This window comes from Streptomyces sp. NRRL WC-3742, assembly GCF_000720635.1.
Taxonomy (GTDB): domain Bacteria; phylum Actinomycetota; class Actinomycetes; order Streptomycetales; family Streptomycetaceae; genus Kitasatospora.
Genome location: NZ_JOCF01000009.1, coordinates 1 through 13,859 on the forward strand (window position 1 = coordinate 1; position 13,859 = coordinate 13,859).

12 protein-coding genes are annotated in these 13,859 nt (G+C 74.3%); 9 read left to right on the forward strand and 3 right to left on the reverse strand.

Going from position 1 to position 13,859, the window contains the following annotated elements; genetic code table 11:
- Positions 1 to 43 precede the first annotated feature (43 nt).
- The gene (locus IH61_RS0107495) at positions 44 to 1,651 is read left to right on the forward strand and encodes a PucR family transcriptional regulator (protein WP_031066792.1); all 1,608 of its coding nucleotides are present in this window, start codon (positions 44 to 46) and stop codon (positions 1,649 to 1,651) included.
- An 87-nt stretch (positions 1,652 to 1,738) separates the two neighbouring features.
- On the opposite strand, the gene IH61_RS0107500 is transcribed toward IH61_RS0107495, so the two are convergent.
- Positions 1,739 to 2,863, reverse strand: coding sequence for an alpha/beta hydrolase (locus IH61_RS0107500; protein WP_031066795.1), 1,125 nt, complete (start codon positions 2,861 to 2,863; stop codon positions 1,739 to 1,741).
- 309 nt (positions 2,864 to 3,172) lie between these two features.
- On the opposite strand from IH61_RS0107500, the gene IH61_RS0107505 reads away from it, so the two are divergent.
- The 7 genes from IH61_RS0107505 (at position 3,173) to IH61_RS0107535 (ending at position 10,882) form a co-directional block, all read left to right on the forward strand.
- Positions 3,173 to 4,192: a substrate-binding domain-containing protein gene (locus IH61_RS0107505; protein ID WP_051836476.1), complete on the forward strand. Its 1,020-nt coding sequence runs from the start codon at positions 3,173 to 3,175 to the stop codon at positions 4,190 to 4,192.
- The gene (locus IH61_RS0107510) at positions 4,189 to 5,226 is read left to right on the forward strand and encodes an ABC transporter permease (RefSeq protein WP_031066800.1); all 1,038 of its coding nucleotides are present in this window, start codon (positions 4,189 to 4,191) and stop codon (positions 5,224 to 5,226) included. Before IH61_RS0107505 ends, IH61_RS0107510 begins: the two co-directional genes overlap by 4 nt.
- Positions 5,223 to 6,035 carry an ATP-binding cassette domain-containing protein gene (locus IH61_RS0107515; RefSeq protein WP_031066803.1) on the forward strand — a complete coding sequence of 271 codons (813 nt, stop codon included), beginning with the start codon at positions 5,223 to 5,225 and terminating at the stop codon, positions 6,033 to 6,035. Before IH61_RS0107510 ends, IH61_RS0107515 begins: the two co-directional genes overlap by 4 nt.
- Entirely contained in the window at positions 6,032 to 7,138 is a 1,107-nt protein-coding gene (locus IH61_RS0107520) for an ROK family glucokinase (protein ID WP_031066805.1), read from the forward strand. Before IH61_RS0107515 ends, IH61_RS0107520 begins: the two co-directional genes overlap by 4 nt.
- A gap of 220 nt (positions 7,139 to 7,358) precedes the next feature.
- The gene (gene ggt, locus IH61_RS0107525; RefSeq protein ID WP_031066808.1) at positions 7,359 to 9,146 is read left to right on the forward strand and encodes a gamma-glutamyltransferase; all 1,788 of its coding nucleotides are present in this window, start codon (positions 7,359 to 7,361) and stop codon (positions 9,144 to 9,146) included.
- Positions 9,147 to 9,307: 161 nt separating this feature from the next.
- The gene (locus IH61_RS0107530) at positions 9,308 to 10,111 is read left to right on the forward strand and encodes an exodeoxyribonuclease III (protein WP_031066811.1); all 804 of its coding nucleotides are present in this window, start codon (positions 9,308 to 9,310) and stop codon (positions 10,109 to 10,111) included.
- Between the two features lie 168 nt (positions 10,112 to 10,279).
- The gene (locus IH61_RS0107535; protein WP_031066813.1) at positions 10,280 to 10,882 is read left to right on the forward strand and encodes a hypothetical protein; all 603 of its coding nucleotides are present in this window, start codon (positions 10,280 to 10,282) and stop codon (positions 10,880 to 10,882) included.
- Between the two features lie 87 nt (positions 10,883 to 10,969).
- On the opposite strand, the gene IH61_RS0107540 is transcribed toward IH61_RS0107535, so the two are convergent.
- Complete coding sequence (locus tag IH61_RS0107540) at positions 10,970 to 11,665, reverse strand: lysoplasmalogenase (RefSeq protein WP_051836478.1); 696 nt, start codon at positions 11,663 to 11,665, stop codon at positions 10,970 to 10,972.
- 196 nt (positions 11,666 to 11,861) lie between these two features.
- Between IH61_RS0107540 and IH61_RS42640 the strand changes: the two genes are divergently transcribed.
- A complete protein-coding gene (locus IH61_RS42640; RefSeq protein ID WP_051836480.1) occupies positions 11,862 to 13,571 on the forward strand; it encodes a DUF2398 family protein in 1,710 nt (569 codons plus the stop codon).
- Positions 13,572 to 13,642: 71 nt separating this feature from the next.
- Here the strand turns inward: IH61_RS42640 and IH61_RS0107550 are convergent, their stop codons facing one another.
- On the reverse strand, positions 13,643 to 13,828 hold the full coding sequence (locus tag IH61_RS0107550) for a hypothetical protein (protein WP_031066821.1): 186 nt from the start codon (positions 13,826 to 13,828) through the stop codon (positions 13,643 to 13,645).
- Positions 13,829 to 13,859: the final 31 nt, after the last annotated feature.

The window sequence follows — 13,859 nt, forward strand, 5'->3', positions numbered from 1 at the left end:
CACCCCACCCCCACCCCCCAGCCCGTCCCTAAGGAGTCCGCGGATGCGCGTCCGTGACCTGCTCGCCCCCGGCGCCCCCCGACTGCGCCTGCTCGCGGCCGAGGAGGAGCTGGACCGGCAGGTCGGCGGCGTGATGACCACGGACCTCCAGGACCCGGGCCGCTACCTGCACGGCGGCGAACTGGTGCTCACCGGCATGCTCTGGCGCACCGGCCCCGCCGACTCCGAGCGCTTCGTGCGCACCCTCGCGGCGGGCGGCGCCGTCGCCCTCGCCGCCGGGGAGGCCGAGGTCGGCCCCGTCCCCGAGGACCTGGTCGACGCCTGCCGCCGCCACCGGATGCCGCTGCTCGCCGTCCCCGACGACATCGCCTTCGGCACCGTCACCGAGTTCATCGGCCGCCAGGTCTCCGCCGACCGCGCCGCCGACCTCGCCGCCCTGGTCGACCGCCACCGCCAGCTGGTCTCCGCCGCCGGGGGCGGCGGGCTCGACGCCGTCCTCGACCTCCTCGGCGGCGACCTCGACCTCGACTGCTGGGTGCTCACCCCCACCGGCGCCGTCATCGCCGGCCCCGCCGAACGGCTGAGCGAGGCCGACCGCGACCAGCTGGTGCGCGCCCACCTCGGCGCCCAGCGCCGGCGCGGCCGGCCCCCGCACCGCGCCCGCCTCGCCGACGGCTTCTACTCGCTGCTGCCCGCCCCCGCCCCGGCCGACCACGAGCGGCCGCCGGTCGACTGCCCGCTGGCGGACTGGATGCTCGTCGTCGCCGGCGACGTCACCGAGTGGACGCCCAAGCGCCAGCAGCTCGCCGAGAACCTCGCCCGGCTCGTCGCCGCCGAGCGCCACCGCCGCGACGAGGGCCGCCGGCTGCGCCGCCGCATCGCCGACGAGCTGCTCGCCCTGCTGCGCCGCGACGCCGACCCGGCCGAGATCGGCCGCGCCCTGTACGCCTCCTCCGCGATGGCCGCCCGCTACGAGGCCGCCGATCCCAAGTCCCCCGAGGGGGAGGGCCCCTGGCTGGTCCTCAGCGCCGAGGGCACGGGCCTGCCCGAGGGCACGGTGCGGGCCGTCCTGGAGGAGGCGCTCGGCGGCACCACCGACCGCGCCCTGGTCGCCGGTACGGGCAGCGGCGCCGTCGTGGTGCTGCCCGCCGCGGAGGGCCCGGTGCCCGCCGACGCGCTGCGCGCCCTGCTCGCCCCGCTGGAGGCCGGGCTCGGCTCCGAGGGCCGCATCACCCTGGGCGTCTCCGCGCCCGCCGCCGAGGCCGGGGGCCTGCGCGGCGCCCTGGAGGAGGCCCGCCACGCCCGCCGCATCGCCGCCGCCCGGATCGGCCGGGTCTGCGTGGCCGGCCCCGAGGAACTGGCCTCGCACGTCCTGCTGCTGGCCGCCGTACCGGACGAGGTCCGCCGGGCCTTCCGCGCCCGGCTGCTGGACACGGTGATCGCCTACGACCTGGAGCACCAGGCGGACCTGGTGCGCACCCTCGAGGCGTTCCTGCGCTCGGACGGCTCCTGGACGCGCTGCGCCGCGCAGCTGCACGTCCACGTCAACACGCTGCGCTACCGCATCGGGCGGATCGAGGAGCTGACCGGCCGGGACCTGTCCCGGCTGGAGGACCGGGTGGACTTCTACCTGGCCCTCGAACTGGCCTGACCCACGGCGCGCCACGCAGCAGGGCCCGCCGCGATCGCTCGCGGCGGGCCCTGTTCCCGTACGGTCGCCGTTCCCGTACGGCCGTCGCTACTGCGGCGGGATGACCCCGGTCAGCCACTCGAAGACGCCCGGCACCATCGTCTTCCACATGTCGGTGGTGTGCGGGCCGTTGGTCTCCTGGATCTGCACCTTCGTCGGGTCCTTGGCCGCCGCGGCGACCGCCTGGGCGTCCTCCAGGCCGTCGCCCTTCTTGCCGGTGATCAGCAGCGAGACCTTCGGCGGGGTCTGGGCGGTCTTGAGGATGTTGACCGGGTTGTTGGCCTCGCGCAGCTTGGGGTCCTTGCCGACGAGGGAGTCCGGCTCGTTGGCCGGGTCGTTGTAGCCGGACAGCGAGATCGCGGCGCGGTAGCGGTTGGGGTGGGCAACCGCCAGCTTGAGCGCGCAGTGGGCGCCCGCGGAGTAGCCGGCGATGCCCCAGCGGTCCGGGTTCGGGTCGGCGCGGAAGTTGTCCAGCACCATCTGCGGCACGTCCCGGGTGACCCAGGCGTCGGCGTTGATCTTGCCGGCGATGTCGGTGCAGCCGGCGTCCTGGCTGCTGCCCAGGAGCACGGTGCGCGGGGTGACGAGGATGAAGGGGGCGACCTTGCCCTGCTGCATCAGCGGCTTGAGCTGCTCGGAGACCTTGAGGCTGCCGTACCAGGTGGAGGAGGAGCCGGGGAAGCCGGGGATCAGCTCGACGACCGGGAACTTCTTGTCCTTGAACGCCGGGTCGTCGTACTGCGGCGGCAGCCAGACCAGCACCTCGCCGTCGACGCCGGAGACCTGGCCCTTGAGGTCGGTCTTCTGGACGTCCTTGGGCACCAGCCGGTCGTCGACCGAGCTGAACTTCTGGGTCACCTTCGGCTGCTTGGCGTCGCCGCCGCCGACCGGGCGCCCGTTCGGGTCCAGCGGGGCCACCGACGGCACGGCCCGGACGTGGTCGCCGGTGCCGAGCAGGTCGTCCCAGTTGCCGTAGATCAGGTTCGCGTTGTTCACCATCACGAAGACCATCAGCACGGCGGTCACCTGGCAGAACATGATCATGACCAGGCGGGAGAGGATACGCACCGGATTCGGGCCGCGGACCTTGCCCCAGTACAGCAGCGCCACCGCGATGGACACCGGCACGAGGATGACGGTGAGGATGAAGAATGGCGTACCTGTGAGTTGCATCAAGTTCTCGTATCCGGGTAGCTGGCCGCCCGGGCCCCACTCGCCCGAACGCACTCCAATTCATCAGACGGTGAGAAACCGGTGATCGGTTGCCGTCCGAATCTGTGCGGAACCTGAGAGGAACATCACGTGACCGTGCTGTCCCCCTTTCGGGTCGGCCCATAGTCTGCCACCCGGACGGACGCCGCCCGGACCGGATGCCCAGCGAACTTCCAGAATCGGTCCCCGGAGAACCCTACCCCGGGCGCGTCGCGCGCCACCGGGCGAGGCGGTGCGAGCCCGCGCGGCCCGGGCAGAGAGACTATGGGGATGAGCACAACCCGCTTTCGCCCGTCCCGCCGCTTCTGGCCCGTGTGCGCCGTCCTGGCCCTCGCGGTCACCGCGGCCGGTTGCAGCAGTACCGGAGGCAGACGCGCCGAGGAGGCCCGCGCCAAGGCCGCGGCCGCCGGCGGCAGCGCCGTGACCACCCCGCGCTGGAAGGTCGCCATGGTGACCCACGCCGGAGCCGGCGACGCCTTCTGGGACAGCGTGCGCAAGGGCGCCGAGCAGGCCGCCGCCAAGGACAACATCACCTTCCTGTACTCCAACGACGCGCAGACCCAGAACCAGGTCCAGCTCGTCCAGGCCGCCATCGACCAGAAGGTCGACGGCCTGCTGGTCACCCTCGCCAAGGGCGACGCCATGGCCGAGGTCCTCGGCAAGGCCAGGGCCGCGGGCATCCCCGTGATCACCGTGAACTCCGGCCAGGAGTTCTCCCAGAAGTTCGGCGCGCTGACCCACATCGGCCAGGACGAGTCCACCGCCGGCCAGGCCGCCGGCACCCAGCTGGCCGCGCGCGGGCGCAAGAACGTGCTGTGCGTCATCCACGAGCAGGGCAACGTCGGCCAGGAGCAGCGCTGCGGCGGGGCCCAGGCCAAGGCCGGCACCGGCTTCCAGACGCTCTACGTCAACGGCGTCAACATGCCCGACGCGCGGGCCGCGATCTCCGCCAAGCTCCAGGCCGACCCGTCCCTCGACACCGTCCTCACCCTCTCCGGCCCCATGGCCGCCACCGGTCTGCAGGCCATCCAGGACGCCCACCGCAGTGTCGAGCTGGACACCTTCGACCTGGGGCCGCAGGTCGTCTCCGGACTCAAGTCCGGCGCCGTCGGCTTCGCCGTCGACCAGCAGCCCTACCTCCAGGGCTACGAGGGCGTCGACCTGCTCTGGCTCTACCGCTCCAACCTGGACATGCTCGGCGGCGGCAAGCCCGTCGAGACCGGCCCGCAGATCCTCACCAAGGACGACGCCGACAAGCTCGCCGAGTACGTCGCGAGGGGGACCAGGTGAGCACCGCCGCCCCCGACCTGCTCGTCCAGGACCGCCCGGCCGCCCTGCGCCGCCTCCTCGCCCGCCCCGAGCTGGGCTCGCTGATCGCCGCCGTCGCGGTGTTCACGGTCTTCGCCGCCGTGGCCGAGCCCTTCCTGCGGCTCTCCTCACTGGGCACCGTGCTCTACGCGGCCTCCACCATCGGCATCATGGCCGTGCCCGTCGCCCTGCTGATGATCGGCGGCGAGTTCGACCTGTCGGCCGGCGTGCTGGTCACCACCGCCGCGCTGACCTCCTCGATGGTCTCCTACCAGTTCACCGCGGTCACCTGGGTCGGCGTCCTGGTCTCACTGGCCGTCACCCTGGCGTTCGGCTGGTTCAACGGCTGGATGCTCGGCCGCACCAGGCTGCCCAGCTTCATCGTCACGCTGGGCACCTTCCTGATGCTCACCGGCGCCAACCTCGGCGTCACCAAGGCGATCTCGGGCACCGTCTCCACCAAGTCCATCGCCGACATGCAGGGCTTCGAGACCTGCCGCCGGCTCTTCGCCTCCGAGGTCAACATCGGCGGGCTCGCGATCAAGGCCACCGTCTGGTGGTGGCTGGGCCTGCTCGCCGTCGGCAGCTGGGTGCTGCTGCGCACCCGCTTCGGCAACTGGGTCTTCGCCGTCGGCGGCGACGCCGAGGCCGCCCGCGCCGTCGGCGTGCCCGTCGCCCGGACGAAGACCGTCCTCTACCTCGGCGTCGGCTTCGGCGCCTGGGTGCTCGGGCAGCACCTGCTGTTCTCCTTCGACACCGTGCAGTCCGGCGAGGGCGTCGGCAACGAGCTGATCTACATCGTCGCGGCCGTCATCGGCGGCTGCCTGATCACCGGCGGCTACGGCTCGGTGGCGGGCTCCGCGCTCGGCGCGCTGATCTTCGGCATGGCCAGCAAGGGCATCATCTACGCCCAGTGGAACCCGGACTGGTTCAAGTTCTTCCTCGGCGCGATGCTGCTGCTGGCCGCGCTGCTCAACGCCTTCGTCAAGCGCCAGGCCGAACGGGGGCCGCGATGAGCACCGAACTGCTCTCCCTCCAGGGCGTCGGCAAGTCCTACGGGACGGTGCGCGCCCTCCAGGACGTCTCGCTGACCCTGAACGCCGGCGAGATCAGCTGCGTGCTCGGCGACAACGGCGCCGGCAAGTCCACCCTGATCAAGATCATCGCGGGGCTGCACCGGCACGACGAGGGCGTCTACACCGTCGCCGGGCAGGAGGTCCGCCTCGACTCCCCGCGCCAGGCCCTGGACCTCGGCATCGCCACCGTCTACCAGGACCTCGCCGTCGTCCCCCTGATGCCGGTGTGGCGCAACTTCTTCCTCGGCTCCGAACGCGGCCTGCGCCGCTGGGGCGGGCTGCGCCTGGACGCCGACGGCATGCGCGCCACCACCCGCGAGGCGCTCGCCGCCATGGGCATCGACCTGCACGACGTCGACCGCCCGATCGGCACCCTCTCCGGCGGGCAGCGCCAGTGCGTGGCCATCGCCCGGGCCGTCCACTTCGGCGCCAAGGTGCTCGTCCTCGACGAGCCGACGGCGGCGCTGGGCGTCAAGCAGTCCGGAGTGGTCCTCAAGTACGTCACCGCCGCCCGCGACGCCGGGCTCGGGGTCGTCCTGATCACCCACAACCCGCACCACGCCTACCTGGTCGGCGACCACTTCACCCTGCTCAAGCGGGGAAGGATGGCCGGCAGCCACCCCCGCGCCGAGATCGGCCTCGAACAGCTCACCACCGAGATGGCCGGCGGCTCCGACCTCGCCGAGCTCTCCCACGAGCTGGCCCGACCCTCTGCCACCGACCCCCGTGAGGAGCGTCCGCAGCCGTGACCAGCGCCCACGGCGGCACCCGGCCGCCCGTCCTGCCCACCCTGCTGGGCCTCGGCCCGCGCGCCGAGCGCCGCCGCCGCGCCCTGCCCGCCGGGATACTGCGCCTGCCCACCATCGGCGTCGACATCGGCGGCACCAAGGTCGTCGCCGGGGTCGTGGACGGGGAGGGCAAGGTGCTGGAGAAGCTGCGCACCGACACCCCCCACAAGAGCAAGAGCGCCAGGGTCGTCGAGGACGTCATCGTCGAGCTGGTGCTCCAGCTCGCCGACCGCCACGACGTCCACGCCGTGGGCATCGGCGCGGCCGGCTGGGTCGACGCCGACCGCTCCCGGGTACTCTTCGCCCCGCACCTCAACTGGCGCAACGAGCCGCTCCAGCAGGCCCTCAGCGAGCGGCTGCGCTTCCCGGTGATCGTCGAGAACGACGCCAACGCTGCCGCCTGGGCCGAATGGCGCTTCGGCGCCGGCCGGGGCGAGGACCACATGGTGATGCTCACCCTCGGCACCGGCATCGGCGGCGCCGTCGTGCGCGACGGGTACGTCGACCGGGGTAAGTACGGCCTGGCGGGGGAGTTCGGGCACATGCAGGTGCTGCCCGGCGGCCACCGCTGCCCCTGCGGCAACCGCGGCTGCTGGGAGCAGTACTCCTCGGGCAACGCGCTGGTGCGCGACGCCCGGGAGCTGGTCGCCGAGGAGTCCCCGGTGGTGCAGCCGCTGCTCGCCCGGGCGGGCGGGACGGTCGAGGGCATCACCGGCCCGCTGGTCACCGAGGCCGCGCAGGACGGCGACCCGACGGCGACCGAGCTGCTCTACGAGGTCGGCACCTGGCTGGGCGTCGGCATCGCCAACCTGGCCGCCGCCCTCGACCCGGGCCGCTTCGTCATCGGCGGCGGTGTCTCCGACGCCGGCGACCTGCTGCTCGGCCCGGCGCGCGACACCTTCCGCCGCACCCTCACCGGGCGCGGCTTCCGGCCGGAGGCGACGATCGTCCACGCGGCCCTCGGCAACGAGGCGGGTCTGGTCGGCGCGGCCGACCTCGCCCGGCAGGTCGCGCGGCGCTTCCGCACCATCAAGCGGCGGCGGGTGGAGCGCAGCGCGCTGTAGGGCGCGGGCCGGGCGGCGGCGGACGGATTTCGGACGACGGCGGACAGATGTCAGCGGACAGATGTCAGATGTCGGCGAACAGAGAACGTTCTCTGTTCGCCGACATCTGTTCGCTGACATCTGTTTCCGGTCCACTGTCATCTGTTCGTCACACGAGGCGCTTGTCGCATCGACGGACCCGGGGTAACAACGGAGGTGACGTCGACTCAGGAGGACTCGCATGAGGGCTCTGGCCCGTCTCGTACCGTCGTTGTTAGCCGCCACGGCCCTGGTCTGGGCCACCACCGGCCCCGCCGGCGCGGCCTCGCCACCGCCCAAGGCCCCCGAGGCGGTGGGCTGGGGCGGCGCGGTGTCCACCGTCGACGCGGACGCCACGGCCGCCGGCATCGAGGTGCTGCGCCAGGGCGGCAACGCCGTGGACGCGGCGGTGGCCGCGGCCGCCGCCCTCGGGGTCACCGAGCCGTACTCCTCCGGCATCGGCGGCGGCGGGTACTTCGTCTACTACGACCACGCCACCGGCCGGGTGCACACCATCGACGGCCGCGAGGTCGCCGGCCGCACCGCCGACTCCGGGCTGTTCCTGGAGGACGGCAAGCCGCTGCCCTTCGCCGACGCCGTCACCAGCGGCCTGTCCGTCGGAGTCCCCGGCACCCCCGCCACCTGGGACGCGGCGCTGCGCCAGTGGGGCAGGCGCTCGCTCGCCGACAACCTGCGCCCCGCCGAGCGGATCGCCGACAACGGCTTCGTCGTCGACGACACCTTCCGCGGCCAGACCGCCGACAACCTCGCCCGGTTCAAGGACTTCCCCGCCACCGCCAAGCTCTTCCTCCCCGGCGGCAAGCCCCCCGAGACCGGCAGCCTCCTGCGCAACCCCGACCTCGCCGCCACCTACCGGCTGCTCGGCAAGGACGGCGTGAACGCCTTCTACCGGGGCCAGTTGGCCGAGGACATCGCCGCCACCGTGCAGCACCCGCCGGTCGACCCGGCCTCGGGCCGCAAGGCCCGCCCCGGCAAGGTGGACGCCGCCGACCTCGCCGCCTACCAGGTGCGCCGCCAGGCCCCGACCCACGTCGCCTACCGCGACTACGACGTCTACTCGATGGCCCCCTCCAGCTCCGGCGGCACCACCGTCGGCGAGGCGCTGCACATCCTGGAGGACGGCGAACTGTCGGACTACAGCGCCACGCAGTACTACCACCACTTCCTCGAGGCGTCCCGGATCTCCTTCGCCGACCGCAACCGCTGGGTCGGCGACCCGGCCTTCAACGACGTCCCGACCAGGGAACTGCTCTCCGAGCGCTACGCCGCCTCCCGGGCCTGCCTGATCAGCCCCGACCGCGCCCTCACCAGCCCGCTCGCCCCCGGGGACCCACGCCACCCCGCCGACTGCGCCGACACCGGCCAGGCCGTCCCCGAGCCGTACGAGGGCCCCAACACCACCCACCTGACGGTCGCCGACCGCTGGGGCAACGTCGTCTCGTACACCCTCACCATCGAGCAGACCGGCGGCAGCGGCATCACCGTCCCCGGCCGCGGCTTCCTGCTCAACAACGAGCTCACCGACTTCGACTTCGCCCCGCTCGCCCCCGGCGTCCCCGACCCCAACCTGCCCGGCCCCGGCAAGCGGCCGCGCTCCTCGATGTCGCCGACCGTCGTGCTGCGCGACGGCGAGCCGCTGCTCGCCACCGGCAGCCCGGGCGGCGCGACCATCATCACCACCACCCTGCAGGTGCTGCTGGGCCGCCTCGACCGGGGGCTGAGCCTGGAGCAGGCCATCGCCGCGCCGCGCGCCAGCCAGCGCAACAGTGCGGCCACCCAGGCCGAGCCGGGCTTCCTGGCGTTGCCCGAGCGGGCCCGGCTGGAGGCGTTGGGGCACACGTTCGCCTCCACGCCCGAGATCGGCGCCGCCACCGGCGTCGAGCGGCTGCCGGACGGCCGCTGGGTCGCCGCCGCCGAGCCGGTGCGGCGCGGGGGCGGCTCCGCGGCGGTGGTCACGCCCGCGCGCTGACGGCCGCCCGCGCCCCCGAGCGCCGGCCGAGCGCCGCTGGATTCCCGGACCGGATCGCCGGGGCCGCCGGACCTGTCGGTCCTGGGCGGTATGTTCGGGGTGGTCCTCCCGCAGGGGAGGCCCACCCCGTCCGCGTCGAACCACCGGGAAGGCCGCCCGCAGTGACCGTCCGCATTGCCACCTGGAACATCAACTCCGTCACCGCACGGCTGCCCAAGCTCCTGGAGTGGCTGGAGAGCGCCAAGCCCGACGTGCTCTGCCTCCAGGAGCTCAAGTGCGCGGCCGACGCCTTCCCGTACGAGGAGGTGCGCGCCCTCGGGTACGAGACGGCCGCGCACGGCACCGGCCGGTGGAACGGCGTGGCCATCGTCTCCCGGCTGGGCCTCGAGGACGTCGTGCGCGGCCTGCCCGGCCAGCCCGGGTACCTCGCGGACGGCGCCCTGCTGCCCGACGTCGAGCCCCGCGCCATCGCCGCCACCTGCGGCCCGGTGCGGGTCTGGTCGGTCTACGTGCCCAACGGCCGCGAGGTCGACCACGCGCACTACCACTACAAGCTGGAGTGGCTGGAGGCCCTGCGCGCGGCGAGCGTCGAGGACGCGGCGGGGGAGCGGCCCTTCGCCGTCCTCGGGGACTTCAACATCGCCCCCACCGACGAGGACGTCTACGACGTGGCCGCCTTCGAGGGCCTCACCCACGTTACCCCGGTCGAGCGCGCCGCCCTGGCCGCCCTGGACGGGATCGGTCTGCACGACGTGATGCCCCGCCCGCTCAAGTACGACCACCCGTACACGTACTGGGACTACCGCCAGCTGGCCTTCCCCAAGAACCGCGGGATAAGGATCGACCTCACCTACGCCAACAAGCCCTTCGCCGACGCCGTCACCGACAGCTACGTCGACCGGGAGGCGCGCAAGGGCAAGGGCACCTCGGACCACGCTCCGGTCGTCGTCGACCTGGACCTGTGAGCCGCGGGCCCCGATGTCACGCGGGGTGACGGGCGGTAACCCGAACGGTCCTGAGCGGTGGCCGCACCCCCGGTGGCTGCCTACCTTCAGGGAGTGACCGGGCACGGTTGTTCGACTACGGAGACATGGGAGTCCCCGGCCGTGCCCGAGAATCCCGGAGGTTCCGGCATGCGCCCCACGCGTACGGCCGCCGCCGCTCTGATCGGCGCCGCGGTGCTGACCGGTCTGACGGCCCCCCTCGCATCGGCCAGGGACGGCTCGGCCTCGGTCAGCCCGTCCCAGGCCGCACCGGGCCAGACCGTGACGGTCACGGTCTCCTGCGAGAAGTCGGACAAGCCCGACGCCAAGACCATCACCGCCCGCTCCGCCGCCTTCGAGGGCGGCCCCGCCACCCTCACCCTCGGCGCGGACGGCAAGCACACCGGCTCCGCCCGGCTGGCCGGCGAGCACGCCGGGGACAGCAAGGTGGACGGGACCTGCCCGGACGGCGGCGCCTTCTCGACCAGCGTCACCGTCACGGTCAGCAGCCTCTCCTCGCCCGACAAGGGGCTGGGCGACAAGGGCCTGGGCGACTGGGGCAAGGCGGCCGGGGAGTGGGCCGGCTCGCTCGGCCAGTCCGGCGCCGGGAGCCAGCAGGTCGCCCCGCACGGCGCCGTCCAGACGGGCCTCGGCGGCTCCGTCGCAGCGGACCCGGCGGAGCTGGCCGGAGGGCTCGCCCTGGTGGCGGGCGGCGTCGGCGGCTTCTGGCTGCTCCGGCGGCGCGGTGCCTGATGCCCGACGCCCCCGCCGCGCCGCATCCGCCGCGCTGCCGGTCCCCTCACGGGCTCCGGCGGCGCGGCGGACGCTGTGCGGGCGCTCCTACGCGGACGCCTCCTCGTCGTGGCGCAGGATGCCGGTGGCCAGCAGGTACTGCGCCAGCACGTACGTCGCCATGATCCAGAACTGATGCCCCGGCAGCTCCCGCCACTTCGCCAGCTGAGTGGCGATCAGCGTGTCGGAGAGCAGGAACAGCGCCCCGCCCAGGCCCGTACGCCGGCCCAGGCCGGCCGAGGCGACCGCCGTCGAGGCCAGCAGCAGGCTGTAACCGGCCACCGGCACGCGCAGGTCCCCCAGATCCGGCCACAGCCGCCCGACCACGGCCGCCCAGGCCGTCGCGTACGCGGCCGCCACCACGAACGCCCGGCGGCGGTCCGTCAGCGCGCCGCGCCGCACGAACATCGCCACGTAGCAGACGTGCGCCGCCGCGAAGGAGCCCATTCCGGCCAGGAACGCGGTGTCGTCCTTGAGCTGGAGCAGCACGTCCCCGCCCGCGCTCAGCAGCAGCGCCGGAGCCAGCAGTTCCGGCGCCTTGCGCCCCTCCTGGGCGGCGGCCGTCACGCTGTGCGCGGCCAGCAGCGGCATCAGGGCGGGCTTGGTCGCGTTGCGCAGCACGGAGGACCCGGACAGGATCGCGCCCAGGTGCGTCGCGGAGGCGGCGGCGTACCCGCCCAGCAGGCTTGAGGCCGAACGGAGCCGCGCGCCGAGGACGGCACGGGTGGTCGTGCGAGGAGTCATGCGGGTCGCCTTCGAGTCCGGACGGTGGGGGAGGAACGAAAGCCTAGGGGAGCGGATCCGGCCGCCGAAAGCCGGGGTTACCGGTGCGTAACCCCGGCGTGGCCCGGGGCGGGCGGTGAGGGCCGGGTGCGCATTTCGCCACGGCCTCCGTTGGTGCCACCGGGTGACGCGGGCAGCGTCTAGTCTGGTCCCCGACATGGAGCAGCAGGAGTACGCGATCGGCGCCACCCGGGTGGCCGCCGGCCGGACGGACGGGCGCAAGGGCGGGGTGGGGGCCACCGACGCCGCCGTCGCCGTACGCGAAGCGGCCCGCCCGGGCGGCGCCGCTGACGGTGCACCCGATGCCGTGCCCCCGACCCGCGCTGACGCCGGGCAGGCCCTGGACCCCGAGCTCTCGCCGGACCCGGGCCTGCTGCGCCTGGCCCACTGGTTCGCCGCCGCCACGCCCGGCACCGCCGACGACCTGTGCGCCGCCTCCTTCGGGCTGTACCCGGCCCGGCACTTCGGGGCCCCGGCGGACCCGGCCGCCGGAGCGCCCGCCGATCCCGACGTCAGCTGGTGGCACGGCCCGACGGCCCACGCCAGCGCCAGCCGCCGCACCCGTGAGGCCCAGGACTCCCGGGGCGAGGGCGCCCTGAGGCGGGCCCGGCTCGACGAGGCGGCGCTGCCCGTCGTCCGCTCGGGCGCCAAGCCGGGCCGCCCCGGTCGGCACCGCCGGCCCGAACGGGCGCAGCCGGGCGTGCGCCTCGCGCAGGACCGTTCCGTCCCCGAGGGGGTCGCCCAGAACGCCGCCGAGCTTCCGGGGGCCGAACGGCGGATCGCCGCGCGGCTGCTGCTCGCCCACCCGCTCGTCACCGCCTCCGGCCCGCACGCGGACGGTTTCCCGCTGATCCGCCGTCACCGCGACTGGCTCACCGAGCGGTTCGACACCCTGCTCGGCTACCGGCTGGTCGTCGGCCCCTGGCACGCCCGCCTGTGCAAGGCGGGCCTGGGGCCCGGCGGCGCCCGCCGCCTCGAGAACCCCGCCACCGGCACGCCGTTCACCCCGGCCGCGTACGGCCAACTCGCCCTCGCCCTGGCCCTGTTGGTGGACGCGCCCGAGCAACTGCCCTACCGGCGCCTGCTCGACGCGATGCGCGCCGCCGCCCCCGAACTCGCGGCCGCGCCCGCCGACACCACGGCGGCGTTGGCCGCGCTCTCCAGCTGGCAGGTCCTCGGCGACCTGCCCGAGGACCCGGCGGACGGCGCCTTCGTCCTCACCGTCGACCGCGAACTCGCCCGCGCCGTGCCCGCCGGTCCGCCCGCCCTCGCGGACGGCCCCGCCGACCTCATCCGCCGCGCCTGCGAGGCCGAACCAGCCACCGCCGTACGGCGGTTGCTCGCCGAGACCCCCGCCGTGCTCGCCGCCGACCTGCCCGAGGACCGCCGCACCTGGCTGCACGAGCACCGGCTGAGCGGACCGGCGGCGCTGGCCGAGTTCCTGGGCCTGGAGACCGAACTGCGGGCCGAGGGCGTCGCACTGCTCGACCCCGCCGAGGAGCTCACCGACCTCGCCCTGCCCGGCACCGGCACCCTGGCCCGGGCGGCGCTGCTGCTGGTGGAGCGCCTGGTCGAGGAGGTCCGGCCGCTGCCCGGGGAGGCGGTGGAGGGGGACGTGCCCGTCGCCGACGCGCTGATAGACGGCGTCCTCGGGGACATCGCCGACGACCACGCCCTCCCGGCCCGCTACCTCGCCGACCGCACCGCCCTGCGCCGCGACGCCCTGGACCTCCTCCACCGCCTGGGCCTGATCACCCCCACCCCCCGCACCACCTGGCGCCTGCGCCCCCCGGCCGCCCGCTACGCCCCGGCCCCCGACCTCCGCCCCGCCCCCGGCAACGGCCGCCACTCCCGCCCCCACGCCTGAAGCACCCGGGGAAAGGCGAAAGCACCGCCGCCCCGTCGGGGCCAGCGGTGCTTGAAGACGGTACTGGGGTCCTACTTGCCCGTGCTGCCGGTGGCGGTCGTGGTGATCCCGTGCTGGACGGTCTCCACGGTGGCGCCGACGCCGAGCGTGCCCAGAAGGATCGAGGCGAGCACGGCGGAGCAGGCGAGCAGGCGGCGGTGGCGCTGGGGGAGCGGGAAGCGCTGTTCCTCGTAGGGCGCCGGAGGGTTGGCGGTCATGTCAGGGAGGGTTCCAGGGCGGTGTGAACGG

What these genes read in the sequence shown, in the direction of transcription:
- ggt (WP_031066808.1), top strand. Translation starts at nt 7,359, where the DNA reads ATGAGGGCTCTGGCCCGTCTCGTACCGTCGTTGTTAGCCGCCACGGCC.
- IH61_RS0107500 (WP_031066795.1), bottom strand. Translation starts at nt 2,863, where the DNA reads ATGCAACTCACAGGTACGCCATTCTTCATCCTCACCGTCATCCTCGTG.
- IH61_RS0107535 (WP_031066813.1), top strand. Translation starts at nt 10,280, where the DNA reads ATGCGCCCCACGCGTACGGCCGCCGCCGCTCTGATCGGCGCCGCGGTG.
- IH61_RS42640 (WP_051836480.1), top strand. Translation starts at nt 11,862, where the DNA reads ATGGAGCAGCAGGAGTACGCGATCGGCGCCACCCGGGTGGCCGCCGGC.
- IH61_RS0107495 (WP_031066792.1), top strand. Translation starts at nt 44, where the DNA reads ATGCGCGTCCGTGACCTGCTCGCCCCCGGCGCCCCCCGACTGCGCCTG.
- IH61_RS0107505 (WP_051836476.1), top strand. Translation starts at nt 3,173, where the DNA reads ATGAGCACAACCCGCTTTCGCCCGTCCCGCCGCTTCTGGCCCGTGTGC.
- IH61_RS0107540 (WP_051836478.1), bottom strand. Translation starts at nt 11,665, where the DNA reads ATGACTCCTCGCACGACCACCCGTGCCGTCCTCGGCGCGCGGCTCCGT.
- IH61_RS0107550 (WP_031066821.1), bottom strand. Translation starts at nt 13,828, where the DNA reads ATGACCGCCAACCCTCCGGCGCCCTACGAGGAACAGCGCTTCCCGCTC.
- IH61_RS0107515 (WP_031066803.1), top strand. Translation starts at nt 5,223, where the DNA reads ATGAGCACCGAACTGCTCTCCCTCCAGGGCGTCGGCAAGTCCTACGGG.